The following is a 26,743-nucleotide window of genomic DNA, read 5'->3' on the forward strand; positions in this document are numbered from 1 at the left end:
TAAGTTTGGACTTAATCGCATAGCAGAGAACGTGTTATGCAGCTATTAGGCTTACGGAGTAGGAATGGATATTTCCCTCAGACAGGCAAGTGAAAAAGATATTCCTTTTTTACTTTCACTGCGCGATAAAACGATGAACCAATATTTGGAAGATGTTGGTATATCAACAACTAACGAAGAGCATGAAAAGCGAATACGCTATGAATTTGCGCATGCGAAAATCGTTGAGTTGGACAATGAACCCATTGGATTATTCAAGGCTACCTACAATAAAGATCTTAACTACTGGCATTTGGTACAAATTCAAATTGATCCCGAATACCAAGGTTTAAAGATTGGTAGGACGTTGATTAATGGATTGATCGAGAAAGCTGCAATAACGAGCTCTAAAATAGGTTTAAGTGTCATTAAAACCAATCCAGCTCAACAGTTGTATTTGCAGATGGGTTTTGTGATTGTGAAAAAAGCGGATGATGAGTACTTGATGGAGCTGCAAGCGTAACAAATACTTAAGTAGAACTGTCTCTTGAATAAGCATAGAGTCATTGACGCACCAGGTCTAAGTACAACAGTTGAACGATGGTCACGACAAAGAAACCAAGGGAATCAACATGAAACAACGAATATTCAGAAATATGCAGTTAGCTGTAAGTATTGGATCTGGTTTTGCGATCTATCAGTACTTTTTTATGACAGACGGTGCGTTTGATTTTTATGGGCCAATTGTGGTGTCTGCTTTTACGTTTGTAGTTAGCAGTATTGGTACCGTTCTAAAAGAAATAATCATGCGCAAAAAGGAGACTGCGTGAGAATAGTGGAAGCAAGTCGGTCTGATCTAGAGTATTTCTTCGAATATATAGGAGCGCTGCTTCTTGAAAATATGGTTTGGGTTCAACAGGAAACTTAGCAAGCTATATAGCCAAGCATCGTTTGAGTTAGCAACGCCTTTATATCGCAACAAGTGAATCGGAGGTTCAATGGACAAAGCAATCAAAACACATTTCGACGAGTATCCTGATGATGTTCGGGGCCGGCTTGAAGAGTTACGTTCATTAATCTTTGAGCTTTCCTCTGATTTGGGTTTAGGTGACGTCGAAGAGTCTCTGAAATGGGGTGAGCCGATAAGACAGGCAGCCCAATTCGAATCGACTGGAAATTGAAATCGCCAAACAACTATTTCTTGTTTTTTAACTGTCAAACAAAGCTAGTCGACACATTCAGAGAGTTACATGATGGTACGTTGGCATTTCAAGGTAATCGGTCAATCATCTTGAACCTAACTGAACCACTTCCAAAGGCGCCTATTAAGCAGTGCTTAGAGCTCGCCTTAACTTATCAGCAACGCAAACATCTACCGCTTCTTGGCGCGTAATTCTCACGCGCTGTCATGTGCTTAACTGAATGTGATTCGAATTTGAAAAGTACGCTTGCAACTGATTTACAAGGCTTGGCACTTCTCGTTTAATGCTAGGTTAGTGTTTAACGTCTTATGGTTTAGGTTAGTGGCGTTGCTCGGACCGTAAAGTGGTATATGAACAAGGACAGTTTATGAGTCAACAAGAAATCTTTATAGGGTTTATTGCTTATGGGCTTATCAGTAGCGTTATTGGATTTTTTACATTTTTTGTCATCAAAAACGCTAAGTTCAAACAAGCGTTGTGGACTTTCCAGAATGTTACTTTTGGTATTTTCTTAATTGGATATATCTATTTATCGGGTGGTGGAGGAGCAAAATTGTTGGTCTGGGTTCCATTGGTCACTTTAGTTTCCATTTACAATGTCCACTCTGTAAAATTTTGTAGTTCATGTGGAAAAACTAACACAAGAAAAAGCGGATTCTCGGCCATAAAATCATGTGGCGATTGTGGTAATACTTTATAGTGAAGCATCGACATAACAAGACGTTAGTGTCATCTTGAGTTTCAGCTTAAAAAGGAAGTGGTATGAATTTAGATAAAGCGAAGAAACGGATTGCTAAACAGGTTAAGAAAGGCGACAACGGCTACCCTAAAATTACGTTAGCGTACTTTGGCCCAACAAAAGAGGTTGCAACTCAAGTAGCCGTCCAATTTGTAATGGGCGAGGGAGACAGTGTTCAAGAAGAGCGTTTTTCTTGTGAAACTGAAATTAGAGATAATGAGCTCATTCAAACAACCTTACTCAAGGTAATCGAACGCGCTAATGTTAACTCAGTGATTGAAGTTGAAGGCGTAACTGTTCTCTAGCTTTCAATATCTAGTTTTTATTTTGAGTCTCGATCCTAAGGTGGCTCTATATTTCTGCTAGCTTGATTGGTTAGCCGATAAGGTATTTTGTGATTGAATTTAAAACAGTAGGTCTTTTTGTATTAACTGCGATAGCGGAAATCGTCGGCTGTTATTTACCTTACCTTTGGCTTAGGCAAGATAAGAGTATTCTGATTTTAATTCCGGCTGCAATTAGTCTTGCTGCGTTTGCTTGGTTACTCACTCTACATCCGACAGCGACAGGTCGGGTTTATGCGGCATATGGCGGTGTGTATATCTCGGTTGCATTGATATGGCTGTGGTTGGTTGATGGCGAAAAACCGACAACGTGGGATATGGTAGGTGGCTCAATCGCTCTACTTGGTATGGCGATTATCATGTTTGGTCCTCGAAACGCGTGATTCATGTATTGAGCGAATAGAAGAGGTTAAAGCCATGGAAAAGGTTGATTGGCATAAGAATAAAATTGACGACAGTACCGTTATTACAGATAGCTACAAAACGACTCAGAATGTTCGCCGATATTTCAAATCCCAATTTGGTGAGCAGTTTAAATTCAACCGTGATTTTATGCTTTGGATGAAAAGTGCGACTGGGTTGACAATGGGTGATGCCTTGAAAGAATGGGCTAAGCGACATCCAGACAGTTGAGTTTTATATAATGACAAAAATACCGCTGATCGAGTCAGCGGTATTTTTTATTGAGAGCATTGGTTTGAAGAGTCGCGTATAGCTTCTCTAGTTTGCAGAAACTAATTCGACACTTTGTATTTCACTAGCAACTTGCCAATCTCCACCTAACGCTTTATATACCGCAATCGTGGTGTTGATTATTTGAAGCTTTTCGGCCACTTGGCGCTCTCGTATCACTTTTGTTGCTTTGTGCGTCGAACAAAGGCAAATAATCGACTAGGCCCGCTTTATATAATGACTTCGCTTTGCTTACGGCGTTATCCACGGCGTCTGTTGCTTCATCTATGCGTTTGGGTTTCTAGATTAGTCACGGTCAAACGCAGTGAATGCGTAGTCTTGCTGTAGGTTTGCTTGATATTTACCACTTTCTATTTGTTCAACTGATACATTTGATTCACCTAGGTGTACGTTACGTACAAAGTGATGTTGATTCGTTGGTAACGTTGCTTTTAGCTCTTGATTGCTCATTGTATTTAGTGAAGAAGCAAACTCTTCAGCAGCGTTTTGTGCCTGTTTCTGAGTGGCAAAAACACCCACATTTAGATCGGCTTCACGATCAATTTGAACCCAAGAAGATGAAGCGAAAGAAGCTGAAGTAAATGCAATACTTGCTGCAAGAGTAATAATGCGTTTCATAATGTAATCCTCAAATAATTTTATTTTCTTGAGGCGCTTTGCCTCGGTACAACGCTATTATTATGCAGAATTTAAGCGTGATAAATATCACATTCTTCTTTTCACTGATGTCAAAAATGCACGAATAAAGGCTTGGTTTTCCATTTTTGAACCAGGTGTGGTGACATTTTTAATGTTGGAGGTGTTTTTATACAGTTTGTGAAGCTTATAGAAACTATTAAATGAAGAGATCATCTAGTGACAATGCTGCTAAAGGTATAGCTACGTAATAATTTTATATTTTCGATTTTTTCTTTGAGAGGTTTATGTTTTTATTGAAAGTGAAAGTGAAAGTGAAAGTGAAAGTGAAAGTGAAAGTGAAAGTGGCGGGTGTTTGATAGGTAAAAAAAGCAGCAATAAATTGCTGCTAGAATATTTCGTAGTTAATAAGTAACTTTCAAAGGCAGTGGGGAAAGTCAACGAGGTAAATAATATTTTAAATATAGTGATTTGTCTCGATAATAAATAACCATACATTGTGGTAATACTTGCATCAAGCTATCTTTAGATATAAAAAAGCCCACTATAAGTGGGCTTTTTCTTGATTGATATTAGAACGAGTAGCGAAGTGCTAACGCTAAAATATCATCTTCACCGTCTACGTCGGTGATCTTGTATTCAGCAAGTGTTTTGAAGTTAGGAGTTAGGTTGTATTCACCACCTAGTGAGTAGTAATCAACTGTATCTACACCGTCTTTCTCTAGGTTGTTATAACCGATTAGAGCGTTAAGCTCTTTAGTTACCTGGTAAGTAACGACTGCTTCAATACCTTCGTAGTCAATATCGTTATCCGTACCATCTTTTTCCCAGTTCTCGCCATCGCTGAACACTACTGCAGCGTACAGATCTTCGTAGGTGTATGAAACTGCTGCCGTTAGAAGTTCAGAATCTGCGCCAGCAGCTGCACCTTCACCTTCGTTGTAACCTAGTGCTACTTTCATGCCAAACGGCAGTGCATAGTCTGCTGCAATGCCGTATGAAGAGGCATCTGTTGAAACTTGGTCATTCTCGCCTTGGTAGCTTACGTGTACATTCAGAGCATCGTAAGAACCCGTTGCTTTGAATACAGAATCTGAACGGCCAGTACCAAATAGATCAGCACTTACACCTGCAGCTTCGTTACCAAACTCTGGGAAGATATCTGTGTAATCAGACACTAGTGTTACTGCACCAAATTGGCGACCGTAGCTAACCGTCCAAAGCTCAGAACCCACACCTACGTAACCTTTACGTACGTCAAATTCGTCTTCGTTTTCGTTGCCGCTATTAGATTTAAATTGCAGCTCGTACAAACCGAATGCATATAAATCATCATTAATTTGAGATTTTCCGTCTAGGCCAACACGGATGTAGCTTTGGTCTCCATCGATATTTTTATCACTAGAAAAATAGTAAGCACCTTGAGCTCTACCGTGAATATTCAGTTCAGTTTCTGAATCAGAGTAAACTTGTGCTGCATTAACTGCAGAGCCAAAGATTGCGGCACCAATTGCCAGCGAAATGATTTTCTTGTCCATATTTTAATTACCACTACATTGTGTTTTAAGTCGAAGTAATTATCTATACACATGGATTATTTAAAAGTGAGTAATTATCAATTAACTATGGTAAATAATAAGCACAAATATTTGGTATAAAATATTCTATCTTATTATTTTTCGATCTTTTATAAAAAATGATAGGAACTTGGTTATCTTTTTTCTCTTATTAATATAATTCCAGAGAGAAGGAAAGAGTAACCGAAGAATTCTAGTCCTTCTTCAACTAGTGTTTTTATATCTCTGTTGTAGCCATCACCTAAAAAATCCATCCAGAAGCCTTTGTAGCCGGCAATGCGAGAAAATATAAAGAACATAAAGAAACCGATGACCCAGATAAGAAAACTATCTGTAGTGAAAAATCGGTTTGCTCCAGCAATGATGCTTTTTTGATTGGAGAGCAGTTTATAGAAGATTATTGCTGATATGACACTAGCGGGGACCTTCCAAAAGCCATGAAAAAAGAACAACTCAAACACTTGGTCAAGTTCTCTCGAAACGAGCAGTAACATGATCAGAGAATGAATTTTTAATATCGATGAAAAGGCATGACTCTCTCGCGCTTTGAAGTAACTGATTAGTGCAGTGCCTAGAAGGATAACAACCTGGCTGATCTCAAGTACAGAGCTCTCTTTGGTATGAGAGTCAAAGTGAATACTAATGTAAGCAATGACTAATGTGAGTACGAAGCTATGTAAAATAATGAACGTATCAAAAATGCGGTTGCCGCGTCGTTCGTCATAAATTGGGCTGATATATTGCATTATATGAATCCAGAAAGTGGTAAAACGATAGAGTAAAACGGGAGCCTTGTTACAAGTAGGTTTCCCAAATCGGCGTTGTACCAATTTCATTCTGTATTGAGTCGATAAACAGCTTGGCGAGAGGTTGTTGATTACGGTGTGAGTACATAGCAAATATATCGCTGTGAGTTGATAGTTGGTATTCAGGTAGAAGTTGTACAAGTCCTTGTTTTTCTAGTTCTTCCTGTAGCATGAATTGCCCAATAACAGCATAGCCAAGGCCGTCTTTCACTGCGTCCATGATGAGATCAGTTTCGTTTACCTTGTACTTGGCATTCATATTGAAGGTTTTGATTTCACCAGCTTGTTCGTCATCGACAATTCTAATCTTGTCCGATATGAAAGATTCACTTGAGTAAACCACCGCTGGTAGCTCTATCAACTTTTCCAGTGTTTGCGGATTACCGTGTCTTGCTAAGAAACCTTCTGAAGCAATGATGGCTAATTTATTGGTCGCAAGTTTGCGCACAATCATGTTCGACTCGCGAATTGGGCCGATGCGAAATACAACGTCGTAACCTTCACTGATCACGTCAACTTTATGATCAGAGAGTAAAACTTCTACCGTAATGTAGGGGTACTTGTGCATGAAGCTTTTGACGGCTTTTTTAAGGTATGTACGACCAAAGAACGACGAACTCGAGATCTTTAAATGACCCCGCGGCTCAGCGTGAAAAGTGTCTGCAAGCTTTTTGGTCTCAGTCAGCAGCTCACGTATTTTCTTCGCCTGTTGGACCATCTCTTCGCCAGCATTGGTGAGTGATAGCGATCGGGTCGAGCGGTTGAGCAGTCTTAGCCCTAGGCTGTCTTCTAATTTTTTTATCTGTTTAGACAGTGCGGAACGGTCAATGTGGTTCCTATCGGCCGCCTTTGCAAAGGTGCCGTATTCAGATACGTCGAGCAGTAGTTCCAGTTGAGTAGCTAAGTCCATACTCAAACTCCTAGTAATATTTTTGCAATTAGATGTGATGAAGTGCGCATTCTACAAAACCTATTCGCAAAAATTATGGTTTTATTTGCACTTTACTAGTGTGTTTTGTGCACCAATATCGAGATACTTCGATAACTCTTCCGTTAGGCCATGAAAGTGTACAAAGAGTATGCAAATGTCCTCTAGTTAGACGTAATGGTTATTTTGTAGATGAAAATACAATAACGGTAATAGCTTGCTGGTAAAGAGGCTGAAAGTGCGTTGAACCCGTGATAACACGGGTTCAACGATCAAGTCGGGTTTTCAATCGTGCAAATTAGGCATTACTAAATGTTTGAATTGGGGGCTTTTCTGCATCACCGCACCTTCTTAGAATAGCCGCCGCAAATAGGTGAGGTTATTTATGTATAAAAAAATGATTGCTGCTAGCGTGTTGTTAGCAGTGCTTAATGGGTGCAGTGGCGAAGAGGTAAAGGCCTTAGCGCCATCGAAGGTTCTTCCTGAACTCGATATTGCACAAGTGGCGCAAGAGCCAGTACAACAGTGGTTTACTTACACCACACGCATAGAAGCGCCTAAAGAAGTGTCTTTAATGCCCCGAGTGTCGGGAATGATCGAGACGATTGAGTTTCAGGATGGACAACGAGTGGAAAAAGGCGATCTGTTAGTGACACTAGATGCTCGTCCATTTGCTGCTCGTGTTGAACAGCTTAAGGCTCAGAAGTCGAGTGCACTAGCCGCACTTTCTCAAGCCAAGAGTGAACTTAAGCGTGCGGACGAGTTGATTAAACGCAAAGCTATATCTGCAGAGCAGGCTGAAACGCGTTCTACAGCGGTGAAGCAACGTGCGGCGGAGCTGTCAGCGATTGTGGCTCAATTGAAATTAGCTCAACTAGACTTGGATTTTACACGTATCTATGCGCCCATCAGTGGCACAATTTCTCATGCTTTTATCACTGAAGGTAACAACGTTAATCCCAACCAGAGTGTGCTTACAGACATCGTCTCTAATGGAAAGGTATATGCGTACTTTAATGTGGATGAACGTACTTGGAACCGATATTTTTCTAGAACGACTGTAGAGTCTGAATTACCAGCTCGTCTTACTCTATCTGGGCTATCTGATACATCGGTCACGGGGAGAGTTGACTTCGTTGATAACGCCATTGACATTAATACGGGTACGTTGACTGTGCGCGCCGTTTTCGATTCAAATAAACATCCTTTGTTGGTAGGTTCGTTTGGCCGTGTGCAAATCACAACCAGTGATGAGCAAGATGTTTTATTGGTTCCAGAGCGAGCAATAGGTACAGACCTAGAAAACCGTTTTGTTTTAACGATGAATGAAGCAAATGTTTTAGAATACCGACCTATAGAGCTGGGCGAGCGCTACGGTAAGTATCGAGCTGTTATTAGTGGCCTAGAGAGCAGTGATTACATTGCGGTAAATGGTCCAGCAAAGGTTGGGCCAAATACTGAGATTATTCCACGTCCTGTGGATCTTGATCTTTCAAGTACGCGATTGACATTGGCGAAGCTAGAAACGCGAGAGCAAAGTGTCTCTTCGATGCAAGGTCAATAGGAGTAGAGAATTATGAAATTTGCGCACTTCTTTATTCAGAGACCCATTTTCGCATCTATGCTTTCACTACTCATTCTTATTGCCGGTGGTATTTCTCTGTTTCAATTGCCGGTCAGTGAGTATCCTGAAGTAGTTCCTCCAACCGTAGTGGTGACAGCCAATTATCCAGGTGCCAACCCGAAAGTGATTGCTGAAACGGTTGCTACACCATTAGAGCAGGAGATCACCGGCACCGAGAATATGCTGTACATGTTTTCTCAAGCGACGAGTGACGGTCGTATGACACTAACGGTTACTTTTTCTCTAGGGACTGATCTGGATAAGGCTCAAGTACAGGTACAAAACCGTGTGAATAGTGCGCTTCCGCGTCTACCGCAAGCGGTTCAACGCCTAGGTGTTATCGCAGAGAAAGCGTCACCCGACTTAACGATGGTGGTTCATATCTACTCGCCAGATGAGAGTCGAGAAATCAGTTACCTGTCCAACTACACAAATCTCTACATCAAGGATGAAGTCGCAAGATTAGGTGGTGTGGGTGACGTGCGGCTATTCGGCGGCGGTGAATACTCGATGCGCCTCTGGCTTAACCCAGATGAACTCGCTTCTCGTAACCTAACCGCGATGGATGTGGTTAATGCTGTACGTGCCCAAAACCAGCAAGTTGCAGCAGGCTCGTTGGGTGCGCAACCTGCTAGTATCGATAACCAATTTCAGATTCTGTTAAATGTAAAAGGCCGTTTGGCAGACCTTGATGAATTTCGAGATATCGTAGTCAAAGTTGGCAAAAACGGTGGAATAACACGTCTTCGCGATGTCGCTGAGGTCGAGTTAGGTCAGAATACCTATGCGTTAAGAGCAATGCTGAATGGCAAACCTGCAGTGGCGATGCCGATTTTCCAGCGACCGGGTTCTAATGCAATTCAGTTGTCTGATGATGTACGTTCTGTTATGGCGAATTTATCTGAGAAGTTTCCACAAGGTGTCTCTTATGAGATCGCGTATGACCCTACCGTCTTCGTACGAGAGTCTATTGATGCAGTCATTCACACGTTGTTGGAAGCGATCATTCTCGTTGTGATTGTGGTGATATTGTTTCTGCAAACATGGCGAGCATCAATCATACCGATTATTGCAGTCCCAGTGTCTTTGGTCGGGACATTTGCAGTCATGCAGTGGTTAGGCGTGTCTATTAATACCTTGTCTCTGTTTGGTTTAGTGCTCGCAATAGGCATTGTTGTCGATGATGCGATTGTGGTGGTTGAGAATGTTGAGCGGAATATTCATAACGGTCTCTCTCCATTGGATGCGACAAAACAAGCAATGTCGGAAGTTACAGGGCCAATTATCGCGATCGCTTTGGTCTTGTGTGCGGTATTTGTACCAACGACCTTTATTACTGGTTTATCTGGCCAGTTCTATAAACAGTTCGCATTGACGATTACGATCTCGACCATCATCTCTGCGTTCAACTCTTTGACGCTGTCGCCTGCGCTTTCTGCTCTTCTGCTTAAAGAGAAGGACGCCAAGCCAGATTGGTTGACACGTGTATTAGATACCATCTTTGGGCGTTTTTTATTTGCACCGTTCAATAGACTGTTTGATGCAAGCTCAAATCAATACCAAAGCTTGGTTAAAAAGCTCATTCGAATGAGTGCGATTGTTGTCGTGATCTACTTTGGTTTACTCGGTAGCACAGCGACCTTGTTTAACGCAGTGCCGGGAGGCTTCATCCCGCAGCAAGATAAACAATACTTGGTTGCAATAGCTCAATTACCTGATGCAGCGAGCTTAGACAGAACCGATGCAGTAATCCGTGAAATGGAGCAAATGGCGCTCGAAATTCCGGGGGTGGCGCAGACAATCTCTTTCCCTGGGCTTTCAGTGAATGGTTTCACTAACAGCCCAAATAGCGGCATTGTTTTTGTTAGTTTGGAGTCTTTTGATAAGCGTACGACGCCGGATCTCTATGCTAATGCTATTGTTGCTGAGCTCAATAAGCGTTTTTCTGCTATTGATGAAGCGTTTGTTGGGATTTTCCCACCCCCTCCAATTCAAGGCCTGGGCTCTACAGGTGGATTTAAATTGCAGATTGAAGACCGTTCGAATAAAGGATTCGAAGAGCTATTCAATCAGTTAAACCAAGTGATTGTGGAAGCGCGCGCTCGCCCTGAGCTCATAGGTTTGTATTCGACCTTTAGGGTTCAAGTTCCGCAAATGGAGATCAACATTGACCGCGAGCAGGCTATGTTACAAGGCATTCCGCTTGAGCAAGTGTTTGATGCATTACAGGTTTACCTTGGCTCTTTATATGTCAATGATTTCAATTTGTTTGGTCGCACTTATCAAGTGAACGCACAAGCGGACGCGAATTTTAGGGTCGATCCGAAACAGATTTTGAAATATGAAGTGAGAAACGCTCGCGGTGACATGGTGCCTTTAGGAGCTGTGCTGGAAGTCGTTCCATCAATTGGTCCAGACCGAGTGATGCACTACAACGGATACCCAAGTGCAGAGCTTAACGGTAGCCCAGCATTTGGTTACAGCTCTGATCAGGCTCAAAGTGCTATTGAAGAGGTACTGGCGCAAACCCTATCTGAAGGTATGGCTTATGAATGGACGGAGGTGACATACCAACAGATCATTGCGGGTAATACCATGGTCTATATCTTCCCATTGGTCGTGCTACTGGTGTTTATGGTTCTGGCGTCTCAGTATGAGAGTTTAACTTTGCCATTCTCTATTATTTTGATTGTGCCTATGACCATCTTATCGGCGTTGGCTGGGGTTTGGTATGTTGGGGGAGATAACAACATTTTCACTCAAATCGCCTTGATTGTGTTGGTAGCCTTGGCAAGTAAGAACGCGATCTTAATGGTTGAGTTTGCAAAAGAGCTAAAAGATCAGGGACAAAGCCCACTAGATGCTATTGTGGAGGCGTGTCGGTTGCGTTTACGTCCAATCTTAATGACTTCCATTGCTTTCACTGCGGGTGTTATTCCGTTAATGCTTGCCACTGGTGCTGGTGCAGAAATGCGTCAAGCGATGGGAACCGCGGTTTTCTATGGCATGCTTGGCGTAACCGTATTTGGGTTATTGTTAACGCCAGTCTTTTATATGTTGGTGAATAGAAAGCGGAATTGAATCTAATTCTAATTGAAGATTAGGCCTAAATTGAAAAGCCCTCTAACGTTTGTCGTAAGGGGCTTTGTTTTTGATATCTGTTGTCTGTCGAATAAAGGGGTTACCTTTCTCGGGAAAGCATACCATTAATAGTTTTCTGCGTTAGCTCACTGACTTGATTGATGTTTTTCTGTTTATATCTTTCTAATTTTACTTGTTGGTGATCTTTTTAGTTGTCTTGTGTGGGGTTAGCAGACTGTATTGCTTTTTCCTTGCGTATGAACTCATTTTGTTGTGGTACATGAAAAACGACCGATCGCCTCATGGCTTGGGCTTGAAGATTAACTACATAGTACTTATTACTGTATTAGGCGCTGCCTAATAATTTTATAAATTTAAGTGACACTTCATGTGCAGTAATATCTTGTACAAAGTGTCAAAGTTGGACGAAACAATGGACTTAGCAACACGATTAGAACTGCTTCTTGAAGTTTCCAAAGCAGGATCTTTTGCCAAAGCTGCAGATAGGCTGAACGTTGATCGCTCTGTTTTATCAAAGCAGGTAAAACAACTAGAGGAGCACTTGGGTGTAAGGTTGATCAATCGCACAACCCGCTCACTTTCGTTTACTCATGTAGGAAAACAGATCGTAGAGCAAGCAGTGAAGGTGAGTGAGTTGCTTGAAGATACGGAAAATATAGCCGCGTGTTTCTATAAAGAACCTATCGGCAATCTCCGTATATCGAGCACGACTCTGTTCGGTCGTCGGTTTCTGCAAAAAGCAGTTGAGGAGTTTCTAACTCGTTACCCAAGAGCGTCGATTGAATTGATACTAGATGATAGCCGTGTTGATTTGGTGGGCGAGGGGTTTGATATTGTCTTTCGTATTGGCCCAATGAGAGATTCGTCGATGATTGCCAAGAAGCTTGCCGACAACAAAACGGTCATAGTTGCCTCAGAAGCATTTATTGATAAGCACGGTATGCCACGCAGCCCAGAAGAGCTGACGATGTTACCAAGCATTATCTACTCACATGCAGGTTTTGTTGCGGACAAAGTTCAGTTCTATCTAGAGAGTAACACTGGGGAGCTTGAAACTTACGCCCTAAAAGGCAACTACCGAGTGAACGAGCCTGAGTTAATTGTCGAAAGTATAAAAGCCTCGCTCGGTTTTGGTCAGATAGGCCAATTTATGCTGAATGAAGGTTTGGCTGAGCAAGGTTTGGTGCAATTGTTGCCAGAGCGCGAAATTCCGTCTTTTGGTGATATCTATGCTATGTACACTCATCGAAAGCAGTCGCCGCTGGTGTTGGCCTTTATTGAAATCGTTCAAGAGATCATTGGTACACCACCAAGCTGGGAGAAGCACTTCGCTTAAAGAGAAAGATATATCAATCAGCTACTTGGTAGGCCTAGTTATTAATTATGCATTCAGTACAGCATGGTTTTTTTGTACGGATTGGTGTTGCCTGAGGTTACAGGCCCGTTGACATCCGGAATTACGGATAGTGTTCAGAGATTGAAACCTGCATCTTCATGTTGAGCAGGTAAAGATAGTTGAGTTTTATATAATGACAAAAATACCGCTGATCGAGTCAGCGGTATTTTTATTGAGATCATTGGTTTGAAGGGGTGTGTATAGATTTCCTAGTTTGCAGAAGCTAATTCGACACTTTGTGTTTCACTAGCAACTTTCCAATCTCCACCTAACGCTTTATATACCGCAATCGTGGTGTTGGCCGTTTGAAGCTTGGCGGCTACTTGACGATCTTGCATCGCTTTTTGTTGTCTTTGTGCGTCGAGTACCGACAAGTAATCAACTAGACCCGCTTTGTATAATGACTTCGCTTTGCTTACGGCGTTGTCCACGGCGGCTGTTGCTTCATCTATCCGCTTTTGGTTTTCTTGGCTTCTGCCATAAGCGAACAATGTTGAGTCTACTTCTGCAAACGCGCTGTCTACCGAGTGTTGGTAGTTAAGCGCAGCAGAACGGAATCTAGCTTCGTTCATTTCCACCATGGCTTCACCCCTGCCACCATCGAATACATTCCAACTGATGCCTGCAGATGCAGCCCAACCGAACGAGTCGCTACTGAACAGATCATCAAAGCTACCTGCGGTGATACCTGGTGTGCCCGTTAGGAAGAACTTCGGATAGCGATTAGCAATGCTGGCGCCGAGTTCTTCGTTAATCGCCGCCATTTCACGTTCTGCGATTCGGATGTCTGGGCGTTGTTCCAACAAGTCAGAAGGTAACCCTGTAGGGATAATGTCTGTCATTCTTGGCAAGGTAAATTCGACAGCTAAACGCTGATTCACGCTTATGAGTGATTGACCTAACAATACTGCCATACGCTGCTTGTGAACTTGCTCTGCTATCTCCAGTTGCGGCACGATAGACTCTGTTCCGGCAAGCATTGCTTTGGCTTGAGCAAGGTCTAGTTCAGAACCATAACCACTTCTTACAACCTTGGTGACCAGTTCCAGTGTTTGCTTTTGATCTTGAATGTTCTCAAGGGCAATCGCTTTACGTTCTTGAGCGCCACGGTATTGCAGATAGTTGTGAATCACATCTGCGGTGATCAGTGTGTTCAAACCTGATTGGAATATTTCAGCTTGTTCAATACGAATCGTTGCGGCGTTGGATTGTTTGTCAATTCGACCAAACAAGTCCATTTCCCATGCGATGCTCGCACCTAAGAAACTACCATCGTGTTGCGCTTCCAATAACGACATGCCTGTTGCAGATTCAACTTCGTCTGACGCCCCAAAGACTGGGCCGAGTAGGGAGTCGTTCTCACTCAGTTGATAGTTGTAGTAACCGCCGCCAACGTTCACTGTGGGTACTTTGAACGATTCAACGACACTCTTGTACGAGTTAGCGATCTTGATGCGTTCTGCCGCCAATTTAAGAGGGATGTTTTGGTTTTGAACGTCGGTCACTAATTGGTTTAGCGTAGGATCATTAAATTGCGTCCACCAGTGACGGTGTTGTTGGTTTGTCTCGCTGTGGTTCTCGCTATTCTGGCTGTAGAGAAAAGTTTCAGCCATTGTTGTTTGTGGTTCTTCGTAATCAGGTCCAACCGCACAACCTGTAAGCAGTAGTGCTAGGGCAATAGGAGCCACTTTAAACCGAGGTAATAGATACATGTTTATGCTCCTTATTTGTTAATGTTTGGTTGGTTATCATTTGGAGTTCCACTGACTGTACAATTGGGTGTTGCTTCAAGGGTGACAATTGCATCTTGAATGGCTTCGTTGACCGTAGTCGCACTCTCTTCTGAACGATAGAAGAGCTTATATAACGCAGGCATTACGAATAGTGACAATACGGTTGCAGCGGCAAGACCACCGATAATGGTTGCGGCCATTTGATCGAATAGCAGGTCGGTTAACAGTGGAATCATGCCAAGAGCAGTGGTTAACGCCCCCATTGAAATTGCCATGGTTCGGTTTACGGTAGCTTCTTTAATCGCGTCTGATAATGAACGACCATTGGTACGCTCAAGCTCAATTTGATCCATCAACACGATGCCGTTTTTGATGATCATCCCCGTGAGTGTTACTGCACCAATCAATGCCATAAATCCGAACGGTTTATCTAACAGCAATAAGCTGAACGTTGCGCCAGTTGCAGCTAATGGCAAGGTAGTGAATATGATAACGGGCTGTTTGAAACCATTGAACATCGCGACCAAGATAATCACCATCAACAAGATTGCTTTTGGAAGTTGCTTGAGAATATCGCTTACGGCTTTGTGTTCGTCATAATATTCGCCACCCCATTCAAGGCTGTAACCATGAGGTAGGTGAATCGCTTCGATTTGATCTTTGATGGAGTTTCTGACTGCCGCTGGCGTGGTGTAACGACCCACACCTGCTTGTGCTGTGATAGTTTTCACACGGTCACGACGCCAAATCATAGTTTCTTCACTGGTGAGTTCGAACCCATCAATAACTTGACCTAGAGGCACGCTGTGCACACCAAGTAGTGAACGCACAGGCAGTGTTTCTAGTGATTCAATTGAGCTTTCAGTTCCACGTAGTTGGATCGTCACCAACTCATCGTTTAGGTTCATGCGGCCAAGAGGCATGCCTTCAGACGCACGCTTCATTGCAAAGGCGATATCTGCTCTATTAATACCCGCTAGGCGAATTTTGTCTTGGTTGATGATAGGTTCAAGCACTTTACTTTTCTGGCGCCAGTCATCACGAACGTACTTGGTATCGGGGTGCTCCGCTAGAATCGCTTGAGCTTGTTCAGATAGGTTGTGTAGAACGTTAACATCAGGGCCTGAGAAACGAGCTTCAACGCTGAATTTATCTGAGGTTGCGAGTTTTAAGCTTCTAAAGCGTGGGTCGGCGTTTGGAAATTCCTCAGTTAACCATTTGTCACCACGAGCAATTAATGGACTCAATGAAGGGAAGTCAGTCGCGTTGATTAAAATTTGGCCGTACGCAGGGTCAAACGGTTCTGGTTCAATGGTTACGGAGAAACGTGGGGCACCGGCACCGACATAGGTTGAAATGCTGGTCACTTCCGGTTGTTCTAATAACCAAGCTTCGATACGCTTCATGTCTTCCGATGTTTGCTCCACCTTTGCGCCATTCGGTAGCCAATAATCCAAAAACAGGATAGGTCGGTCGGCTTGTGGAATAAAGTTAACAGCAATACTTGGAATTGCGAGCGCCGTTACTAATATCAATGGAACCAGAGCGCTCAATGCTTTTAGCGGGTTATCTACGGTCCAATTAACACTCTTACGGTATAAGCTGATTTTAGTATTTTCTTTTTGCTTCGTTGGCTTGATGAAGATCCAACACATCAGTGCAGTGAAGGTCATCGCGACAAACCAAGATAACAACAGAGATGAAGCGATGATTAGGAATACTGAGCTAGAAAACTCGGCGGCATCTGTTTTTGAGAAGATAACTGGGCTTGCACCCATGATAGCGATGACGGTTGCACCAAACAGCGGTGTAGCCGTTTCTTTTACTGAATCTATTGCCGCTTTAGTACGGTCAATCCCTTTGTTGATTTTAACAATCATCATATCGGTTATAACAATCGCGTTATCGACCAACATACCTAACGCCAAGATGAACGTGCCTAACGAAACCCTATGCAAATCAATAGAAGTTAAGTTCATGTAGATTAGGGTCAGTAGGATAGTCAGGATCAAGCTAGTACCAACGATCGTGGCACTCTTTAGTCCCATGAAAACGGCAAGTACGATAAATACAATCGCGACACTTTCAACTAAGTTGTTGACGAAATTATCAATCGATTTTTGCACTTCATCTGGTTGATTGGCAACGGTTGCGATATCAACACCGAGTGGAAGAGTCGCTTGGAAATCATTCACGATACGGTTGATGTCATCGCCTAACGAAACAACGTTAACGCCAGTAACAGGGCTCATCGCTAAGGTCACCGCGGGTGAGCCGTTATAGCGATTTTCAGTCATCATTGGTTCTTGGTAACCCATGGTGACTTCAGCAATATCACCCAGGCGAATTAGGCCTGTGCCAAATTCACTTACACCGCCTTTAAGCATTAAGTTTTTGATGTCTTCCAGAGACGAAAACTCACTGGATTGTTGAACCCGGATTCTTTCGCTACCCGCGGAAAACTTACCCGCTTCAAATGTTGTGTTTTGCGTGTTCAGTTGACTCCAAACTTGTGCCATCGATAGACCGTATTGAGCCAGCCGTTCGTCTGGGATATCAATATGCACGACGCGAGGTTGAACGCCGTGTAGCTCGACTTTTTTAATGCCATCAACGGTTTTGATGCGTCGTTGTAATTCTTCTGCGTAACGGCGCAATTCGACAGGTGATGCATCTTCACTGTGTATTGAGAAAAGCATGCCATACACTTCAGAGAATTCGTCTTGTACAACGCTGATTTGGGCGGTACTGGGCAGAAGTATCTTCATATCAGACACTTTACGACGCAATAGATCCCACTCTTGTGGTAATTGGTCTGATTGTAGTGACTCCTTCAAGTCTACAAATACCATCGACATACCAGGGCGAGACAGCGAACGAAGTCGGTTTAATGTCGCCATTTCTTGAAGCTTAGTTTCGACGGTGTCAGTGACTTGTTGTTCAACTTCTTCAGCTGAAGCGCCAGGGTATAGAGTGACGACCACAGCGGTTTTGATGGTGAAGCTTGGATCTTCAAGCTTGCCTAAATCGAAATAAGAGAATAGGCCTGCGATCACACTCAATGCAGTGAAAAACAGGATGAAGGTGCGTTGTTTGATCGCAAAATCAGCTAGATTCATCATGGTCTACCTACAGGCTCTTGACTTGGATATTTGAGAAATGCTGACCTTCGATCACGTACTGAGATCCGCTAACGATCACGTAGTCGCCATCTTTCAATGTCGATTCAACACATGCTGAGTCTTTGTTAAGCGATACAACATTAACCATTACACCTTGTGCTTGTTCGTTTTCGATCGTGAACACTTGCTCGATACCCGATTGATTCACGATGGCTGAATAAGGTAGACAGAAGTTGTTAGAGATTTCACCTAGCTGAGTCGACAAGGTTACTGCTTTGCCCGGTAAGAGTTGTCCAGATACTTGTTCATCAGTGAGTAACGCTAAACGGTAAGTCACTGAGTAGGTTTGCTTGATTGGATGTGGCTGAGTCGAGATCTCACTGGCGTAAGCCGTTAGTTGATGTTTTGACCCATACCAACTGATTTGCGATTGTTGATCTGAGCTGAATTTATGAATGAGATTTTCAGGGACATCAATTTTAACTTCAAGTTGGTCCGGGTTGTGAATCGTAAACACAGAGATGCCCGGTAGAACTTGCTCGTACTGATCGAAGTTGGAAGAAGCAACGATTCCATCGAAAGGCGCGAGCAGTTGAGTATAACGAATGGCGTCTTTGGCACGGCGAATGTTTTGCTCAACGACTTTAACGGCTGCTTCGCTACGCTCGTAACCACTAATTGCTCTGTCTAGGTTAACGTTAGCAATGGCGTTGTCATCAATCGCTTGTTTTACGCGTGCGAGTTCTGCCTTGGCAAGTTTGTGTGCTGATTTCGCCTCTAATGCGCGAGCTTGTAACTCCTCTAACGCAACTTGGTAGTCGTGCGGGTCAAGTTCTGCTAAAGGTTGACCTTTAACTACGGTATCACCGGTCGACACTAGGATCTTTTGGATGGTGCCGGGAACACGAAATGCCACGCCTGCGGTTTCAGAAGATTTCAGTTTACCTGTAAACGATTTGTGAGTTTGATTCGCTAGTGGTTCTAGCTGAACGACTTGAATCGGGCGATCTTGTTTTTTCTTCTGACCCATGCCAGATGGTGTGGTTACAACGGATTGGTTACAACCGATAAGAGACAGAAGAGTCGCTGCAAGTAGGGAATAGCGATAGATTGGCATCATGAATTGCTCCTAAATATTGATAGAGCAATTGTATCTAGATGTAAGTCAGAGATAATCAGTGTTAACGGTATAACACTGTCATGCTAATCATGACAATAACTAAAGATTTGGCAGTTCTTGTAACAAGAAATCAATCAATAATTGGCTAGCATGACTCAATGCCTTGCGTTGTGGATACAACAACCAAGCCTCATCTTTTCGCATAGTATCGGTCGGGAAAAGGTTAATCAGTGAACCGTCTTTGAGCTCTTGCCTCACCATGAGTTCTGGTAATAGAGCGATACCTCGATGACGTGTTGATGCGCCTTTTACGAAACCGATACTGTCGCTGACGATAGAAGGTTCGACCTTAACTACTTGGCCTGATATCTCCCATTCTTTGTCTATATCGCCGCTTGGCCAGCGAAAACAAACACACGGAAAACGAGAGAGTTCTTCAATCGTTGAGGGTTTGCCATATTTCTCAATGTATTCTGGACTAGCAACAAAAATACGTTGTAAATCCATCACCTTACGCGCCACCACGTTGGAGTCACTTAAGCGGCCACCATGCATGGCGAGATCTAGTCCTTGGCGGTACATGTCAAGAAAGCCGTTACTGATACTTCTTATATCGAGTTCAACCTCAGGGTATAAATCTTGGAATTTAAAGAGCGTAGATTGAACGATATCGCCTGTCTCTGGAAGCAAACCAATTTTCACACGACCGTGTGGAACTTCTAAAAGGTTAGATGCCATGTGGTTGGCTTTTTCAAGTGCACTTAATGCTTTCAGTAACTCGTTATAATAAAGCTCACCTGACTTAGTGACCGATAAACTTCGAGTGGTACGAAAGAACAATTGGATATTGAGTGTTTTCTCTAAATCGTTGATCCGTCGACTGACATTCGCACGTGGTAGATCTAATGCGTTAGCTGCAGCGGTAAAGCTACCAAGTTCAACAACGGTCGTGAATAGTTTAAGGTCTTCGATTTTCATAATGATGGACGTGTTCGAATGCTGACTTGGGATAATTGATTGGTATCGTATATCAAATGGTATATAAAATCGAAAAAACCGATGAGTAATTATGTACTCATCGGTTTTAGTTAAATTAGAATCGAGCAATGTTAAGCAACAAAATCCAAAGTTTAGCGACCGCGTCCGTCCAACATAACAACAATTGTTTTAGTAATGATGCTTAGATCTGCTGCAATCCAAGATTTAACAGAGCATAGACTCAGAGCGTAACTGTGATCAAAACCGACTTTACGACGAACATCATCTATGCACGTGTCATAACCTTGATTAACTTGAGCTAGCCCCGTGATACCAGGCATTACGCCGTATGTGCGGTCAGCGAAGTATGGAATTTCATTTTCCAATTTGTTGTAAAAGGTTGGACGCTCAGGGCGAGGGCCGATCAGCGACATCTCACCTTTTAATACATTAAATAGTTGTGGAAGTTCATCAAGACGCATCTTTCTCAGAAACCGCCCAACAGGGGTGATGCGAGGATCGTTCTGAGTCGCCCAAACCGCACCAGAACGTGTTTCTGCATCTTCGTACATGCTGCGAAACTTCATGATTTCAAATATTTCCATCTTCTCAGGTGTTGATTTACCAACGCGCAATTGACGATAGAAGACCGGCCCGCGTGAGGTTAGCACAATAGCCAGTGCTATAAATGGGAACACCGGAGATAAGATAACTAACGCGAATAAAGAGCTTACAAAATCAAAAGTACGTTTCGCGCGAGCAATTTTATTTTGGTATAAGTTTTGGTTAGATAGTTGGTCAATGTTCATCATGGTCAGTCCTTAACGATTAGCTCGAGTCCAAGGGGCGTTTTCGAGTCCTAGTAGGTAACGTATGCCACCAATGAAGTTGGCATAATGACCAACGATTAAATATGAAATTAAAGAAATCGGTTTATTAGTGAGATTCTTAGGCATGATGCAACCCAGTACGCCGATGCTATAAACAGCAATTTGCGCCCAAAGCATGACTTCGAATACTAAATAATCTCTAAGAAGAACTGAGCACACTAAGCAAACAATCATTAAATAGGGTGTTAACAGTCTTAATCCTTTTCCGGAGAAGAACGCAAACGCGATACCTTTAAATTTGGGGTTGAATAGGCCAACTAATCGAATTGCTTGCTGCATATTGCCTGCAGAAATCCTTAATCGACGTTTAAAGTCAGTTCTCAAGTTGGATGCTTCAAGCTCTAATGCCACCATCTGTGCTTCGTAGACCGCGATGAAGCCTTGTTTTACGATTTGCATAGGTAAAATGAAGTCATCATTGATGGTATTTAGAGGCAGTGGCTCAAACAAACTCGTTCTAAATAAATAGAAAGCACCGTGAGAACCTAAACTAGAGCCCATCGACGCTTCGCACTCTTTAACAACGGTTTGATACTTCCAGTAAGTGTTTTCACCTTCGTTTCCAGTAGGGCATAGTTGATAAGTCGCATTAACAACACCAACCTTGTCACTTTCAAAATGCGCACTTGCGATTAACAGTGCATCCAATGATATCAACGCTGAAACGTCACTCAATGCTGTGATGTCACTTGTTATGCTCGTCACTTCTTCGTTGATAACAGAAACTTTTCCTCTGTTTTGTACATGGTCATGTATTTCAAAGTAAATATCGCTGCACATCGCTTCTTGAATGGTCATCTGCGCGATTTCGACCGTGTTGTCAGTACATCCGTCGCAGGCAATAATCACTTGCAATTTCTTTTTAGGGTAATCAAGAGCGGATAGGTTACGAATCTTATCTGCTATCCATTGTTCTTCATTAAATGCAGGCACAAGGATAGTGATAGTTGGAAGTGTGCAGTCTTGCTCTACATCTTTATAGCAACGAGAGTTTTCGCTTACAGTACGAGCTGGATGGTGTCGTGCATACCAACGTAACAGTATTGGATATGCTGCGTGGTGATAAACAATCAAAGCGCTAGAAAACAAAAATAAGCCAGCGAGTATCCAATCGTTCATGCGAAGGCTCCTTTAGAAATGTCGTTGTAAGAGGAGACCATTTTTACAATGTCGAAATGTTCAAGTACGTAACTCCGTGGGGATAAAAAGCATTCATTTTGGTTTTCTAACAATGCGTTGGCGAGCCCAGTAATGCTGCCACTTTTAACAAGTGTGCCACTCACTGGGCATAAAGTTTCATCAACCGCTCCAACGTTCATTGCGACCGTCGGGATGTTGCAGGCTTGAGCTTCAAGCGTTGAAAGCGGTAAACCTTCATATCGGGATGGAAGGCAGAATACGTTTAATGCACCATAGAAGGTTGCCATGTCTTCAACTAAACCAAGAAATATTACGCGCTCATTTAATTGCAGTTTGTTGGTTAATGCTGCCAATTGTTCACGCTTAGAACCGACTCCAGCAAATGCCACTATGGTATTGGCTGGTAGTAGGGCAAGCGCTTTGATGAGTTGGTCTTGGCCCTTAACTTGTTCTAGTCGACCTGCGCAACCAATAATATGTTTGTCGAGTGGCAGATTGAGTTTCGCTCTGGCCTCTGTTATTGGCTGCGGTCTAAATTTGTCACAATCGACGCCATTTTTAATAGTAATGATGTTTTTGTAAGAGAAGGCGCGGCAAAGTTGTTTGTAAACACGAGTAGCATCAGCAACGAGAGTGGGCTGAGCGGCTTTCAATGCAAGAGCTTGCAGGCGACGACGTTTAGTGTTGTTTAGGTGCCATGCGTCGTGCTCGGTGTGAATTCGTGTTGGCACTCCCGTTATGCGTGCAGCATAGCCGGCGTACAGCAATGGGCCAATGTGATGAGTGTGAACCACGTCTGGGCGGATAGCTTTGAACGCTTTAATTAGCTTGAGAATGACATTGAATTGAACGCCTGGCTCTTTGTCTAGAAATACGATTTGGTTGTGGTAAGACTCTAGTTTCGGCCAATTATCGATAGATTCTTGCTTTGTTCCCTCTAAGCTTACAATCAGCACCTGGTCATACGGTTTAGCAAAGCGAAGCAAATCTAAGGTAAGTGTCTCTAGACCTCCGGGTGCAAGGTGCTGAACAACATGTATTACCTTCTTTCCATGTTTAGCGAGTTGGTTTCCCATAATTTTCTCCCTGCAATAAAATGGTCTAAGTTTGTTCGATGTTATTTTCTCATTAGACAATTGCACGAGTTATGCCAACTTATTAATTGTTATTTATCATGGCCTTATGTTTTTTCTTATGTTGTTGCTTTGTCATTCTCAATATAGGAATCAAAACACAATGATGGAATGAGTGAGTGAAAGCGAAGGTAAAGTACATGCTTAAACTGGCAGATGCTCAAAGATCAGGAATAAATAATAGTCGAAGAGTGAATACGTTTAGAAAGAGAAACACCAGCACTGAGCTGGTGTCTTGGTTCAAATTTAAATCGGCGTAGCTGGTTTTTGAACTAGCTCATTCTCGGAATAACAGTGATCACTGGCACACCTAAAATGTCTTCGATTTCTTCCTTACGTTTAATGGAAGAGTCGAACAATTCGAATAACACTGCCAAACCTATACCTAAACCAATTCCAGCTACTAGTCCTGCTAGGACAAACACGAAGGTTGGCATGTTTGACTTTACGCTCGGAGTGAACGGTAAATCGATGATTTTAACTCGTTTGTTCTGTTCGAATACACCTAACGACCCGGTTAGCTGCGCCATTTCATAACGTTCCGTCAACTCATCGTACAGTTGACGTTTGATATTCACATCACGTTGAAGTCGATACATCTCTTTGGCGTTTTCACCGAAATTGTTAGCCTTGTTTTCTAACTCAAAGATCATTGTTTTCAGGCTCTTGGTCTCTTCGGTTAATGATTCAAATTGAGCTCGAACTAATTGCAAGCTGTGTAATTGGGTCACAAGAAGTGGTTGAGTATCTGATAACTTGTTCAATGTGGTGCTACTGGCAATGTCCCATAACTGATCACTGTTCATACTCGGTTGTTTTAGATCGAGTAGCATTTTTCTTTCGTTCTCAAGGCGATCTAATTCACGAACTTTTGCTTGCACGGCACTGTGTCTGTCGGTGTATTTGGCTTGTAGCAAAGTGAGTTCACTACGAATATCAATAATCTGATCTTCTAAGCGCCCAATCACGGGGTTGGTTTTTGATAATTGTTGATCAATCGAACCTAAACTTTTTTTAACACCAGATAATTCCGCTTCTTTTTCTGCAAGTGTTTGTTTGAGTGAAGCTAAACGATTCAAGCTCTGACTTTGCACTTCTGGTGTTGAGTGTACGTTTTCATTCACATAGAGCGCTAATGCTTCTTCTGCATCAGCGAGTTCGGCACTGCGTTCATCAATATGAATTTTCAAAAAGTCACTAGAATCTTGAATGGATGAACGTTCCGGGGCTAACAACTGCTCAATAAAGTGTTCGCTGACAGACTGAAGGGTCGCTTCCATACCAATCGATGTGTTTGAGCTTAGGCTGATTTTGAGAAAATCTTTGCCTAGCTGAGTCACGGATAAACGTTTAGACAAATCAGATATAATTTCCTCACGGTCCAAACTCGACATCTTTGGAGTAATCAGTTCAAGCTCTTCTGCTACCGAATAGAGGACATGACGGCTATGAAGCAGTGTTCTAAGTGCACTGATGCGATCTTTAAGCATAGTTGAAACGGCAATGTCCTCTAAAAAAGGGTTCATCTTCGCCGTTTCTTGAATCAACATACTGGTATGAGCATCATATTTTGTCGGCGCTAGCTTACTCACGCCGAAACCAACGAAAGGAAGGATAAGAATCGGTACCATAATTACGTAACGCTGACGCCACGCCGCGTTCAAAAGAACTAATAGTCGCAATTTAAGATTATTCATAATAGCTCCAACATCCAATGTACGAAGTTACCACGGTTCTGCCAGCTGTCTTTTTCAACGATTGATATCGGTGAATTTGAAAGTTGGCGAGCTCTATCGAGTGCCTTTATCATTTGTTGTGCGTTGTTAACGGTTGTAACGTGTTCTTGATAAGGCAAGAGAGCAGGGAATGGCGTTGTAACAATAGGCGTTCCTGCTGCTAGGTATTCCATGAGTTTTAATGGACTACATGCGCGAATTTGTTCGTTATCAACGAAAGGCAGCAGACTCACATCCCAGTGCTGGGAATAACTTGGTAACGTATGATGTGGTCGTGGTCCAAGGTAATGCACGTTATTAAGTGTCGGCAGCGCTAAGTTATCTAATTCGTTTGGGCCAATAAAGACGAAATCCCATTCCGGCATTGCGCTAGCAACATGTCCAATCATTTCATAATCTAACCACTTAGATAAGCTGCCATAAAAGCCCGCGATTGGTCGATGATTACTCGGCAAATCGTCCGCTCTAACTGTTGGTGTTGAGAAGAGACCAACATCGACTCCGTGTGGCAATAGTTGAGATTTATCTTCAGGAAATTTAGTCATGAGCTTCTTGCTTGCTGCAAAGATTAGATCTGACTTTTCGATGAGTTCAGATTCATGCTCAGTAATGGTTTGATGGTCAACACCGGCTAAGGCGCTGAAATCGTCTCCACAATAATAAACCACTGCAGATTCGCCAAGGTGACCACATAGGTCAACAGCCGTGGGAAGTGATGTCCAAAGAATTGGAGCGTAAAGGTTGAGCTCTGCAATAATCGGCTTAAGTTGTTTCAACATCATTCGTTGCGCCAGCTTTCTCGATAATTTAGACGCTGGTGCCGGTATCGTCTTTAAATTGACGACTGTAATGTTGCTTTGCCCATTTGAGTCGAGCATATTCTGTGTTACTGCGTTTGTCTTACCCAATAGTTTGTTGAACGCACGAGAGACATCTTTTACTGAAAGTTTAGGCTGTCTCAAACCAATTGAATTTACCCAAAGCACTTTGTGTGTTTTAGCAAGATGACGAACAAGATGTTGAGTCGATGACGGAAGACCGCCAAAGTCTTCACCGAATACGATTAAATCACGCATGATCACCTCCACGAGTTTCAAATGAATCAAATGCATCAGATTTCGTCACTTCTTCGGACTTAATTTGACCAACGACTCGAGCAGGATTACCTGCGGCGATTGAAAACGAAGGGATATTTTTCGTAACCACACTACCAGCTGCAACAACAGCGCCTTCGCCAATGGTCACGCCACCTTTTATAGTGACGTTAGTACCTAACCACACGTCTTGCTCAAGAACAATGTCGCCGATTTGTTGAGGGTCGTCACCTTCACCTGCAGCTCGACGTTTTGCATCAAGCGGGTGGCCAGAGTACCCAAACAAGAATGCACCGCCAGCGATGCGAACATTGTCTGAAATGATGACTTTACCTCCCACGGCAATTGTTGACTGCCAACCAATATCGACATTATTACCAATGGAAAGAAGAGGGTGCTCTAAGCTCTCTAATGGCTGAGTACAGCCTGAAAATGTACTGTGGCCAGAGATACGACAGTTATCGCCAATTGAAATCTGTAGTGGACCGCTCACAAATGGCAAGCCACCGTATAGATACAAATGCTTTCCACATTGAGCGATTCTGCCTTTGAATGTGGGCGTCCAGTAGAAGAATCGGGTAAAGCCAGAAACCATATTTGCAACCAACTTGTGTGCTTGGTATAGGCAGCGATTAAGTATTTGTGGGGTAGGTAGCTCGGCGCTTCTTAGGTCTTTCAAAATGAAAAATACATTTCTAATTCGAGAATTAGGATGAAATTTAAGCCAATGTTTGAATTGATGTATGGATGCTGACGTCATAATGAAGTTCC

The 26,743-nt window shown here is 42.8% G+C and carries 23 protein-coding genes and 2 pseudogenes; 10 read left to right on the forward strand and 15 right to left on the reverse strand.

All coding sequences use genetic code 11. The features are described 5' to 3' along the window. Window positions 1–64: 64 nt before the first annotated feature. From ACFI6G_RS02295 to ACFI6G_RS02325, 7 genes and pseudogenes are all read left to right on the forward strand, one after another. Entirely contained in the window at window positions 65–502 is a 438-nt protein-coding gene (locus tag ACFI6G_RS02295) for a GNAT family N-acetyltransferase (protein WP_010440993.1), read from the forward strand. 109 nt (window positions 503–611) lie between these two features. Continuing rightward, window positions 612–809 (forward strand): hypothetical protein, encoded by a 198-nt coding sequence (locus ACFI6G_RS02300; RefSeq protein ID WP_016768471.1) that lies wholly within the window; start codon window positions 612–614, stop codon window positions 807–809. A gap of 168 nt (window positions 810–977) precedes the next feature. Beyond that, window positions 978–1,372, forward strand: a pseudogene (locus tag ACFI6G_RS02305) (DUF1801 domain-containing protein). A 176-nt stretch (window positions 1,373–1,548) separates the two neighbouring features. Further along, entirely contained in the window at window positions 1,549–1,881 is a 333-nt protein-coding gene (locus tag ACFI6G_RS02310; protein ID WP_016768469.1) for a hypothetical protein, read from the forward strand. Between the two features lie 62 nt (window positions 1,882–1,943). Then, on the forward strand, window positions 1,944–2,225 hold the full coding sequence (locus ACFI6G_RS02315) for a hypothetical protein (protein WP_010440984.1): 282 nt from the start codon (window positions 1,944–1,946) through the stop codon (window positions 2,223–2,225). Window positions 2,226–2,314: 89 nt separating this feature from the next. Continuing rightward, window positions 2,315–2,647: a YnfA family protein gene (locus ACFI6G_RS02320; protein WP_010440983.1), complete on the forward strand. Its 333-nt coding sequence runs from the start codon at window positions 2,315–2,317 to the stop codon at window positions 2,645–2,647. Window positions 2,648–2,681: 34 nt separating this feature from the next. Further along, on the forward strand, window positions 2,682–2,897 hold the full coding sequence (locus ACFI6G_RS02325; protein WP_010440981.1) for a DUF6434 domain-containing protein: 216 nt from the start codon (window positions 2,682–2,684) through the stop codon (window positions 2,895–2,897). Window positions 2,898–2,984: 87 nt separating this feature from the next. On the opposite strand, the pseudogene ACFI6G_RS02330 reads toward ACFI6G_RS02325, so the two are convergent. The 5 genes and pseudogenes from ACFI6G_RS02330 to ACFI6G_RS02350 all read right to left on the reverse strand — a co-directional run. Continuing rightward, a pseudogene (locus tag ACFI6G_RS02330) lies at window positions 2,985–3,231 on the reverse strand (efflux transporter outer membrane subunit); the annotation flags it as partial. A gap of 11 nt (window positions 3,232–3,242) precedes the next feature. Beyond that, a complete protein-coding gene (locus ACFI6G_RS02335) occupies window positions 3,243–3,575 on the reverse strand; it encodes a DUF3316 domain-containing protein (protein WP_102370583.1) in 333 nt (110 codons plus the stop codon). 590 nt (window positions 3,576–4,165) lie between these two features. Beyond that, window positions 4,166–5,131: a porin gene (locus ACFI6G_RS02340; RefSeq protein ID WP_016788682.1), complete on the reverse strand. Its 966-nt coding sequence runs from the start codon at window positions 5,129–5,131 to the stop codon at window positions 4,166–4,168. 173 nt (window positions 5,132–5,304) lie between these two features. After that, on the reverse strand, window positions 5,305–5,916 hold the full coding sequence (locus ACFI6G_RS02345) for a hypothetical protein (protein WP_016786442.1): 612 nt from the start codon (window positions 5,914–5,916) through the stop codon (window positions 5,305–5,307). 49 nt (window positions 5,917–5,965) lie between these two features. Continuing rightward, on the reverse strand, window positions 5,966–6,886 hold the full coding sequence (locus tag ACFI6G_RS02350; RefSeq protein ID WP_016766855.1) for a LysR family transcriptional regulator: 921 nt from the start codon (window positions 6,884–6,886) through the stop codon (window positions 5,966–5,968). Between the two features lie 403 nt (window positions 6,887–7,289). Between ACFI6G_RS02350 and ACFI6G_RS02355 the strand changes: the two genes are divergently transcribed. The 3 genes from ACFI6G_RS02355 to ACFI6G_RS02365 all read left to right on the forward strand — a co-directional run bounded on the left by ACFI6G_RS02355 (window position 7,290) and on the right by ACFI6G_RS02365 (window position 12,966). Continuing rightward, window positions 7,290–8,468: an efflux RND transporter periplasmic adaptor subunit gene (locus tag ACFI6G_RS02355; protein ID WP_065106941.1), complete on the forward strand. Its 1,179-nt coding sequence runs from the start codon at window positions 7,290–7,292 to the stop codon at window positions 8,466–8,468. 12 nt (window positions 8,469–8,480) lie between these two features. Further along, window positions 8,481–11,609, forward strand: a complete 3,129-nt coding sequence (locus tag ACFI6G_RS02360) for an efflux RND transporter permease subunit (protein WP_065106940.1) — start codon at window positions 8,481–8,483, stop codon at window positions 11,607–11,609. 433 nt (window positions 11,610–12,042) lie between these two features. After that, window positions 12,043–12,966, forward strand: a complete 924-nt coding sequence (locus tag ACFI6G_RS02365; protein WP_010440963.1) for a LysR family transcriptional regulator — start codon at window positions 12,043–12,045, stop codon at window positions 12,964–12,966. A gap of 269 nt (window positions 12,967–13,235) precedes the next feature. On the opposite strand, the gene ACFI6G_RS02370 is transcribed toward ACFI6G_RS02365, so the two are convergent. The 10 genes from ACFI6G_RS02370 to ACFI6G_RS02415 all read right to left on the reverse strand — a co-directional run bounded on the left by ACFI6G_RS02370 (window position 13,236) and on the right by ACFI6G_RS02415 (window position 26,732). Beyond that, on the reverse strand, window positions 13,236–14,738 hold the full coding sequence (locus tag ACFI6G_RS02370) for an efflux transporter outer membrane subunit (protein WP_462710117.1): 1,503 nt from the start codon (window positions 14,736–14,738) through the stop codon (window positions 13,236–13,238). An 11-nt stretch (window positions 14,739–14,749) separates the two neighbouring features. Next, window positions 14,750–17,878 carry an efflux RND transporter permease subunit gene (locus tag ACFI6G_RS02375; RefSeq protein WP_016795299.1) on the reverse strand — a complete coding sequence of 1,043 codons (3,129 nt, stop codon included), beginning with the start codon at window positions 17,876–17,878 and terminating at the stop codon, window positions 14,750–14,752. Between the two features lie 10 nt (window positions 17,879–17,888). After that, complete coding sequence (locus tag ACFI6G_RS02380) at window positions 17,889–19,001, reverse strand: efflux RND transporter periplasmic adaptor subunit (RefSeq protein WP_016786446.1); 1,113 nt, start codon at window positions 18,999–19,001, stop codon at window positions 17,889–17,891. Between the two features lie 99 nt (window positions 19,002–19,100). Continuing rightward, window positions 19,101–19,979 carry a LysR family transcriptional regulator gene (locus tag ACFI6G_RS02385; RefSeq protein WP_010440956.1) on the reverse strand — a complete coding sequence of 293 codons (879 nt, stop codon included), beginning with the start codon at window positions 19,977–19,979 and terminating at the stop codon, window positions 19,101–19,103. Window positions 19,980–20,131: 152 nt separating this feature from the next. Next, window positions 20,132–20,791, reverse strand: a complete 660-nt coding sequence (locus tag ACFI6G_RS02390) for a sugar transferase (RefSeq protein ID WP_016788678.1) — start codon at window positions 20,789–20,791, stop codon at window positions 20,132–20,134. A 9-nt stretch (window positions 20,792–20,800) separates the two neighbouring features. Beyond that, complete coding sequence (locus ACFI6G_RS02395; RefSeq protein WP_016789317.1) at window positions 20,801–21,988, reverse strand: glycosyltransferase family 2 protein; 1,188 nt, start codon at window positions 21,986–21,988, stop codon at window positions 20,801–20,803. After that, window positions 21,985–23,085, reverse strand: a complete 1,101-nt coding sequence (locus ACFI6G_RS02400; protein WP_016788676.1) for a glycosyltransferase — start codon at window positions 23,083–23,085, stop codon at window positions 21,985–21,987. Before ACFI6G_RS02400 ends, ACFI6G_RS02395 begins: the two co-directional genes overlap by 4 nt. A 329-nt stretch (window positions 23,086–23,414) precedes the next feature. Beyond that, entirely contained in the window at window positions 23,415–24,839 is a 1,425-nt protein-coding gene (locus tag ACFI6G_RS02405; protein WP_016793293.1) for a GumC family protein, read from the reverse strand. Next, the gene (locus ACFI6G_RS02410; RefSeq protein WP_010440947.1) at window positions 24,836–25,954 is read right to left on the reverse strand and encodes a glycosyltransferase; all 1,119 of its coding nucleotides are present in this window, start codon (window positions 25,952–25,954) and stop codon (window positions 24,836–24,838) included. Before ACFI6G_RS02410 ends, ACFI6G_RS02405 begins: the two co-directional genes overlap by 4 nt. Continuing rightward, window positions 25,947–26,732, reverse strand: a complete 786-nt coding sequence (locus ACFI6G_RS02415; protein WP_016793294.1) for an acyltransferase — start codon at window positions 26,730–26,732, stop codon at window positions 25,947–25,949. Before ACFI6G_RS02415 ends, ACFI6G_RS02410 begins: the two co-directional genes overlap by 8 nt. Between the last annotated feature and the right edge of the window lie 11 nt (window positions 26,733–26,743).

The organism is Vibrio sp. PSi01 (genome assembly GCF_054960695.1).

Excerpts from the sequence above, each read along its gene's own strand:
- ACFI6G_RS02405 (WP_016793293.1), bottom strand. The coding sequence starts at position 24,839 with ATGAATAATCTTAAATTGCGACTATTAGTTCTTTTGAACGCGGCGTGG.
- ACFI6G_RS02365 (WP_010440963.1), top strand. The coding sequence starts at position 12,043 with ATGGACTTAGCAACACGATTAGAACTGCTTCTTGAAGTTTCCAAAGCA.
- ACFI6G_RS02300 (WP_016768471.1), top strand. The coding sequence starts at position 612 with ATGAAACAACGAATATTCAGAAATATGCAGTTAGCTGTAAGTATTGGA.
- ACFI6G_RS02325 (WP_010440981.1), top strand. The coding sequence starts at position 2,682 with ATGGAAAAGGTTGATTGGCATAAGAATAAAATTGACGACAGTACCGTT.
- ACFI6G_RS02315 (WP_010440984.1), top strand. The coding sequence starts at position 1,944 with ATGAATTTAGATAAAGCGAAGAAACGGATTGCTAAACAGGTTAAGAAA.
- ACFI6G_RS02295 (WP_010440993.1), top strand. The coding sequence starts at position 65 with ATGGATATTTCCCTCAGACAGGCAAGTGAAAAAGATATTCCTTTTTTA.
- ACFI6G_RS02415 (WP_016793294.1), bottom strand. The coding sequence starts at position 26,732 with ATGACGTCAGCATCCATACATCAATTCAAACATTGGCTTAAATTTCAT.
- ACFI6G_RS02310 (WP_016768469.1), top strand. The coding sequence starts at position 1,549 with ATGAGTCAACAAGAAATCTTTATAGGGTTTATTGCTTATGGGCTTATC.
- ACFI6G_RS02360 (WP_065106940.1), top strand. The coding sequence starts at position 8,481 with ATGAAATTTGCGCACTTCTTTATTCAGAGACCCATTTTCGCATCTATG.
- ACFI6G_RS02350 (WP_016766855.1), bottom strand. The coding sequence starts at position 6,886 with ATGGACTTAGCTACTCAACTGGAACTACTGCTCGACGTATCTGAATAC.
- ACFI6G_RS02345 (WP_016786442.1), bottom strand. The coding sequence starts at position 5,916 with ATGCAATATATCAGCCCAATTTATGACGAACGACGCGGCAACCGCATT.
- ACFI6G_RS02390 (WP_016788678.1), bottom strand. The coding sequence starts at position 20,791 with ATGATGAACATTGACCAACTATCTAACCAAAACTTATACCAAAATAAA.
- ACFI6G_RS02395 (WP_016789317.1), bottom strand. The coding sequence starts at position 21,988 with ATGAACGATTGGATACTCGCTGGCTTATTTTTGTTTTCTAGCGCTTTG.
- ACFI6G_RS02385 (WP_010440956.1), bottom strand. The coding sequence starts at position 19,979 with ATGAAAATCGAAGACCTTAAACTATTCACGACCGTTGTTGAACTTGGT.
- ACFI6G_RS02355 (WP_065106941.1), top strand. The coding sequence starts at position 7,290 with ATGTATAAAAAAATGATTGCTGCTAGCGTGTTGTTAGCAGTGCTTAAT.
- ACFI6G_RS02380 (WP_016786446.1), bottom strand. The coding sequence starts at position 19,001 with ATGATGCCAATCTATCGCTATTCCCTACTTGCAGCGACTCTTCTGTCT.
- ACFI6G_RS02340 (WP_016788682.1), bottom strand. The coding sequence starts at position 5,131 with ATGGACAAGAAAATCATTTCGCTGGCAATTGGTGCCGCAATCTTTGGC.
- ACFI6G_RS02335 (WP_102370583.1), bottom strand. The coding sequence starts at position 3,575 with ATGAAACGCATTATTACTCTTGCAGCAAGTATTGCATTTACTTCAGCT.
- ACFI6G_RS02375 (WP_016795299.1), bottom strand. The coding sequence starts at position 17,878 with ATGAATCTAGCTGATTTTGCGATCAAACAACGCACCTTCATCCTGTTT.
- ACFI6G_RS02400 (WP_016788676.1), bottom strand. The coding sequence starts at position 23,085 with ATGGGAAACCAACTCGCTAAACATGGAAAGAAGGTAATACATGTTGTT.
- ACFI6G_RS02370 (WP_462710117.1), bottom strand. The coding sequence starts at position 14,738 with ATGTATCTATTACCTCGGTTTAAAGTGGCTCCTATTGCCCTAGCACTA.
- ACFI6G_RS02410 (WP_010440947.1), bottom strand. The coding sequence starts at position 25,954 with ATGCGTGATTTAATCGTATTCGGTGAAGACTTTGGCGGTCTTCCGTCA.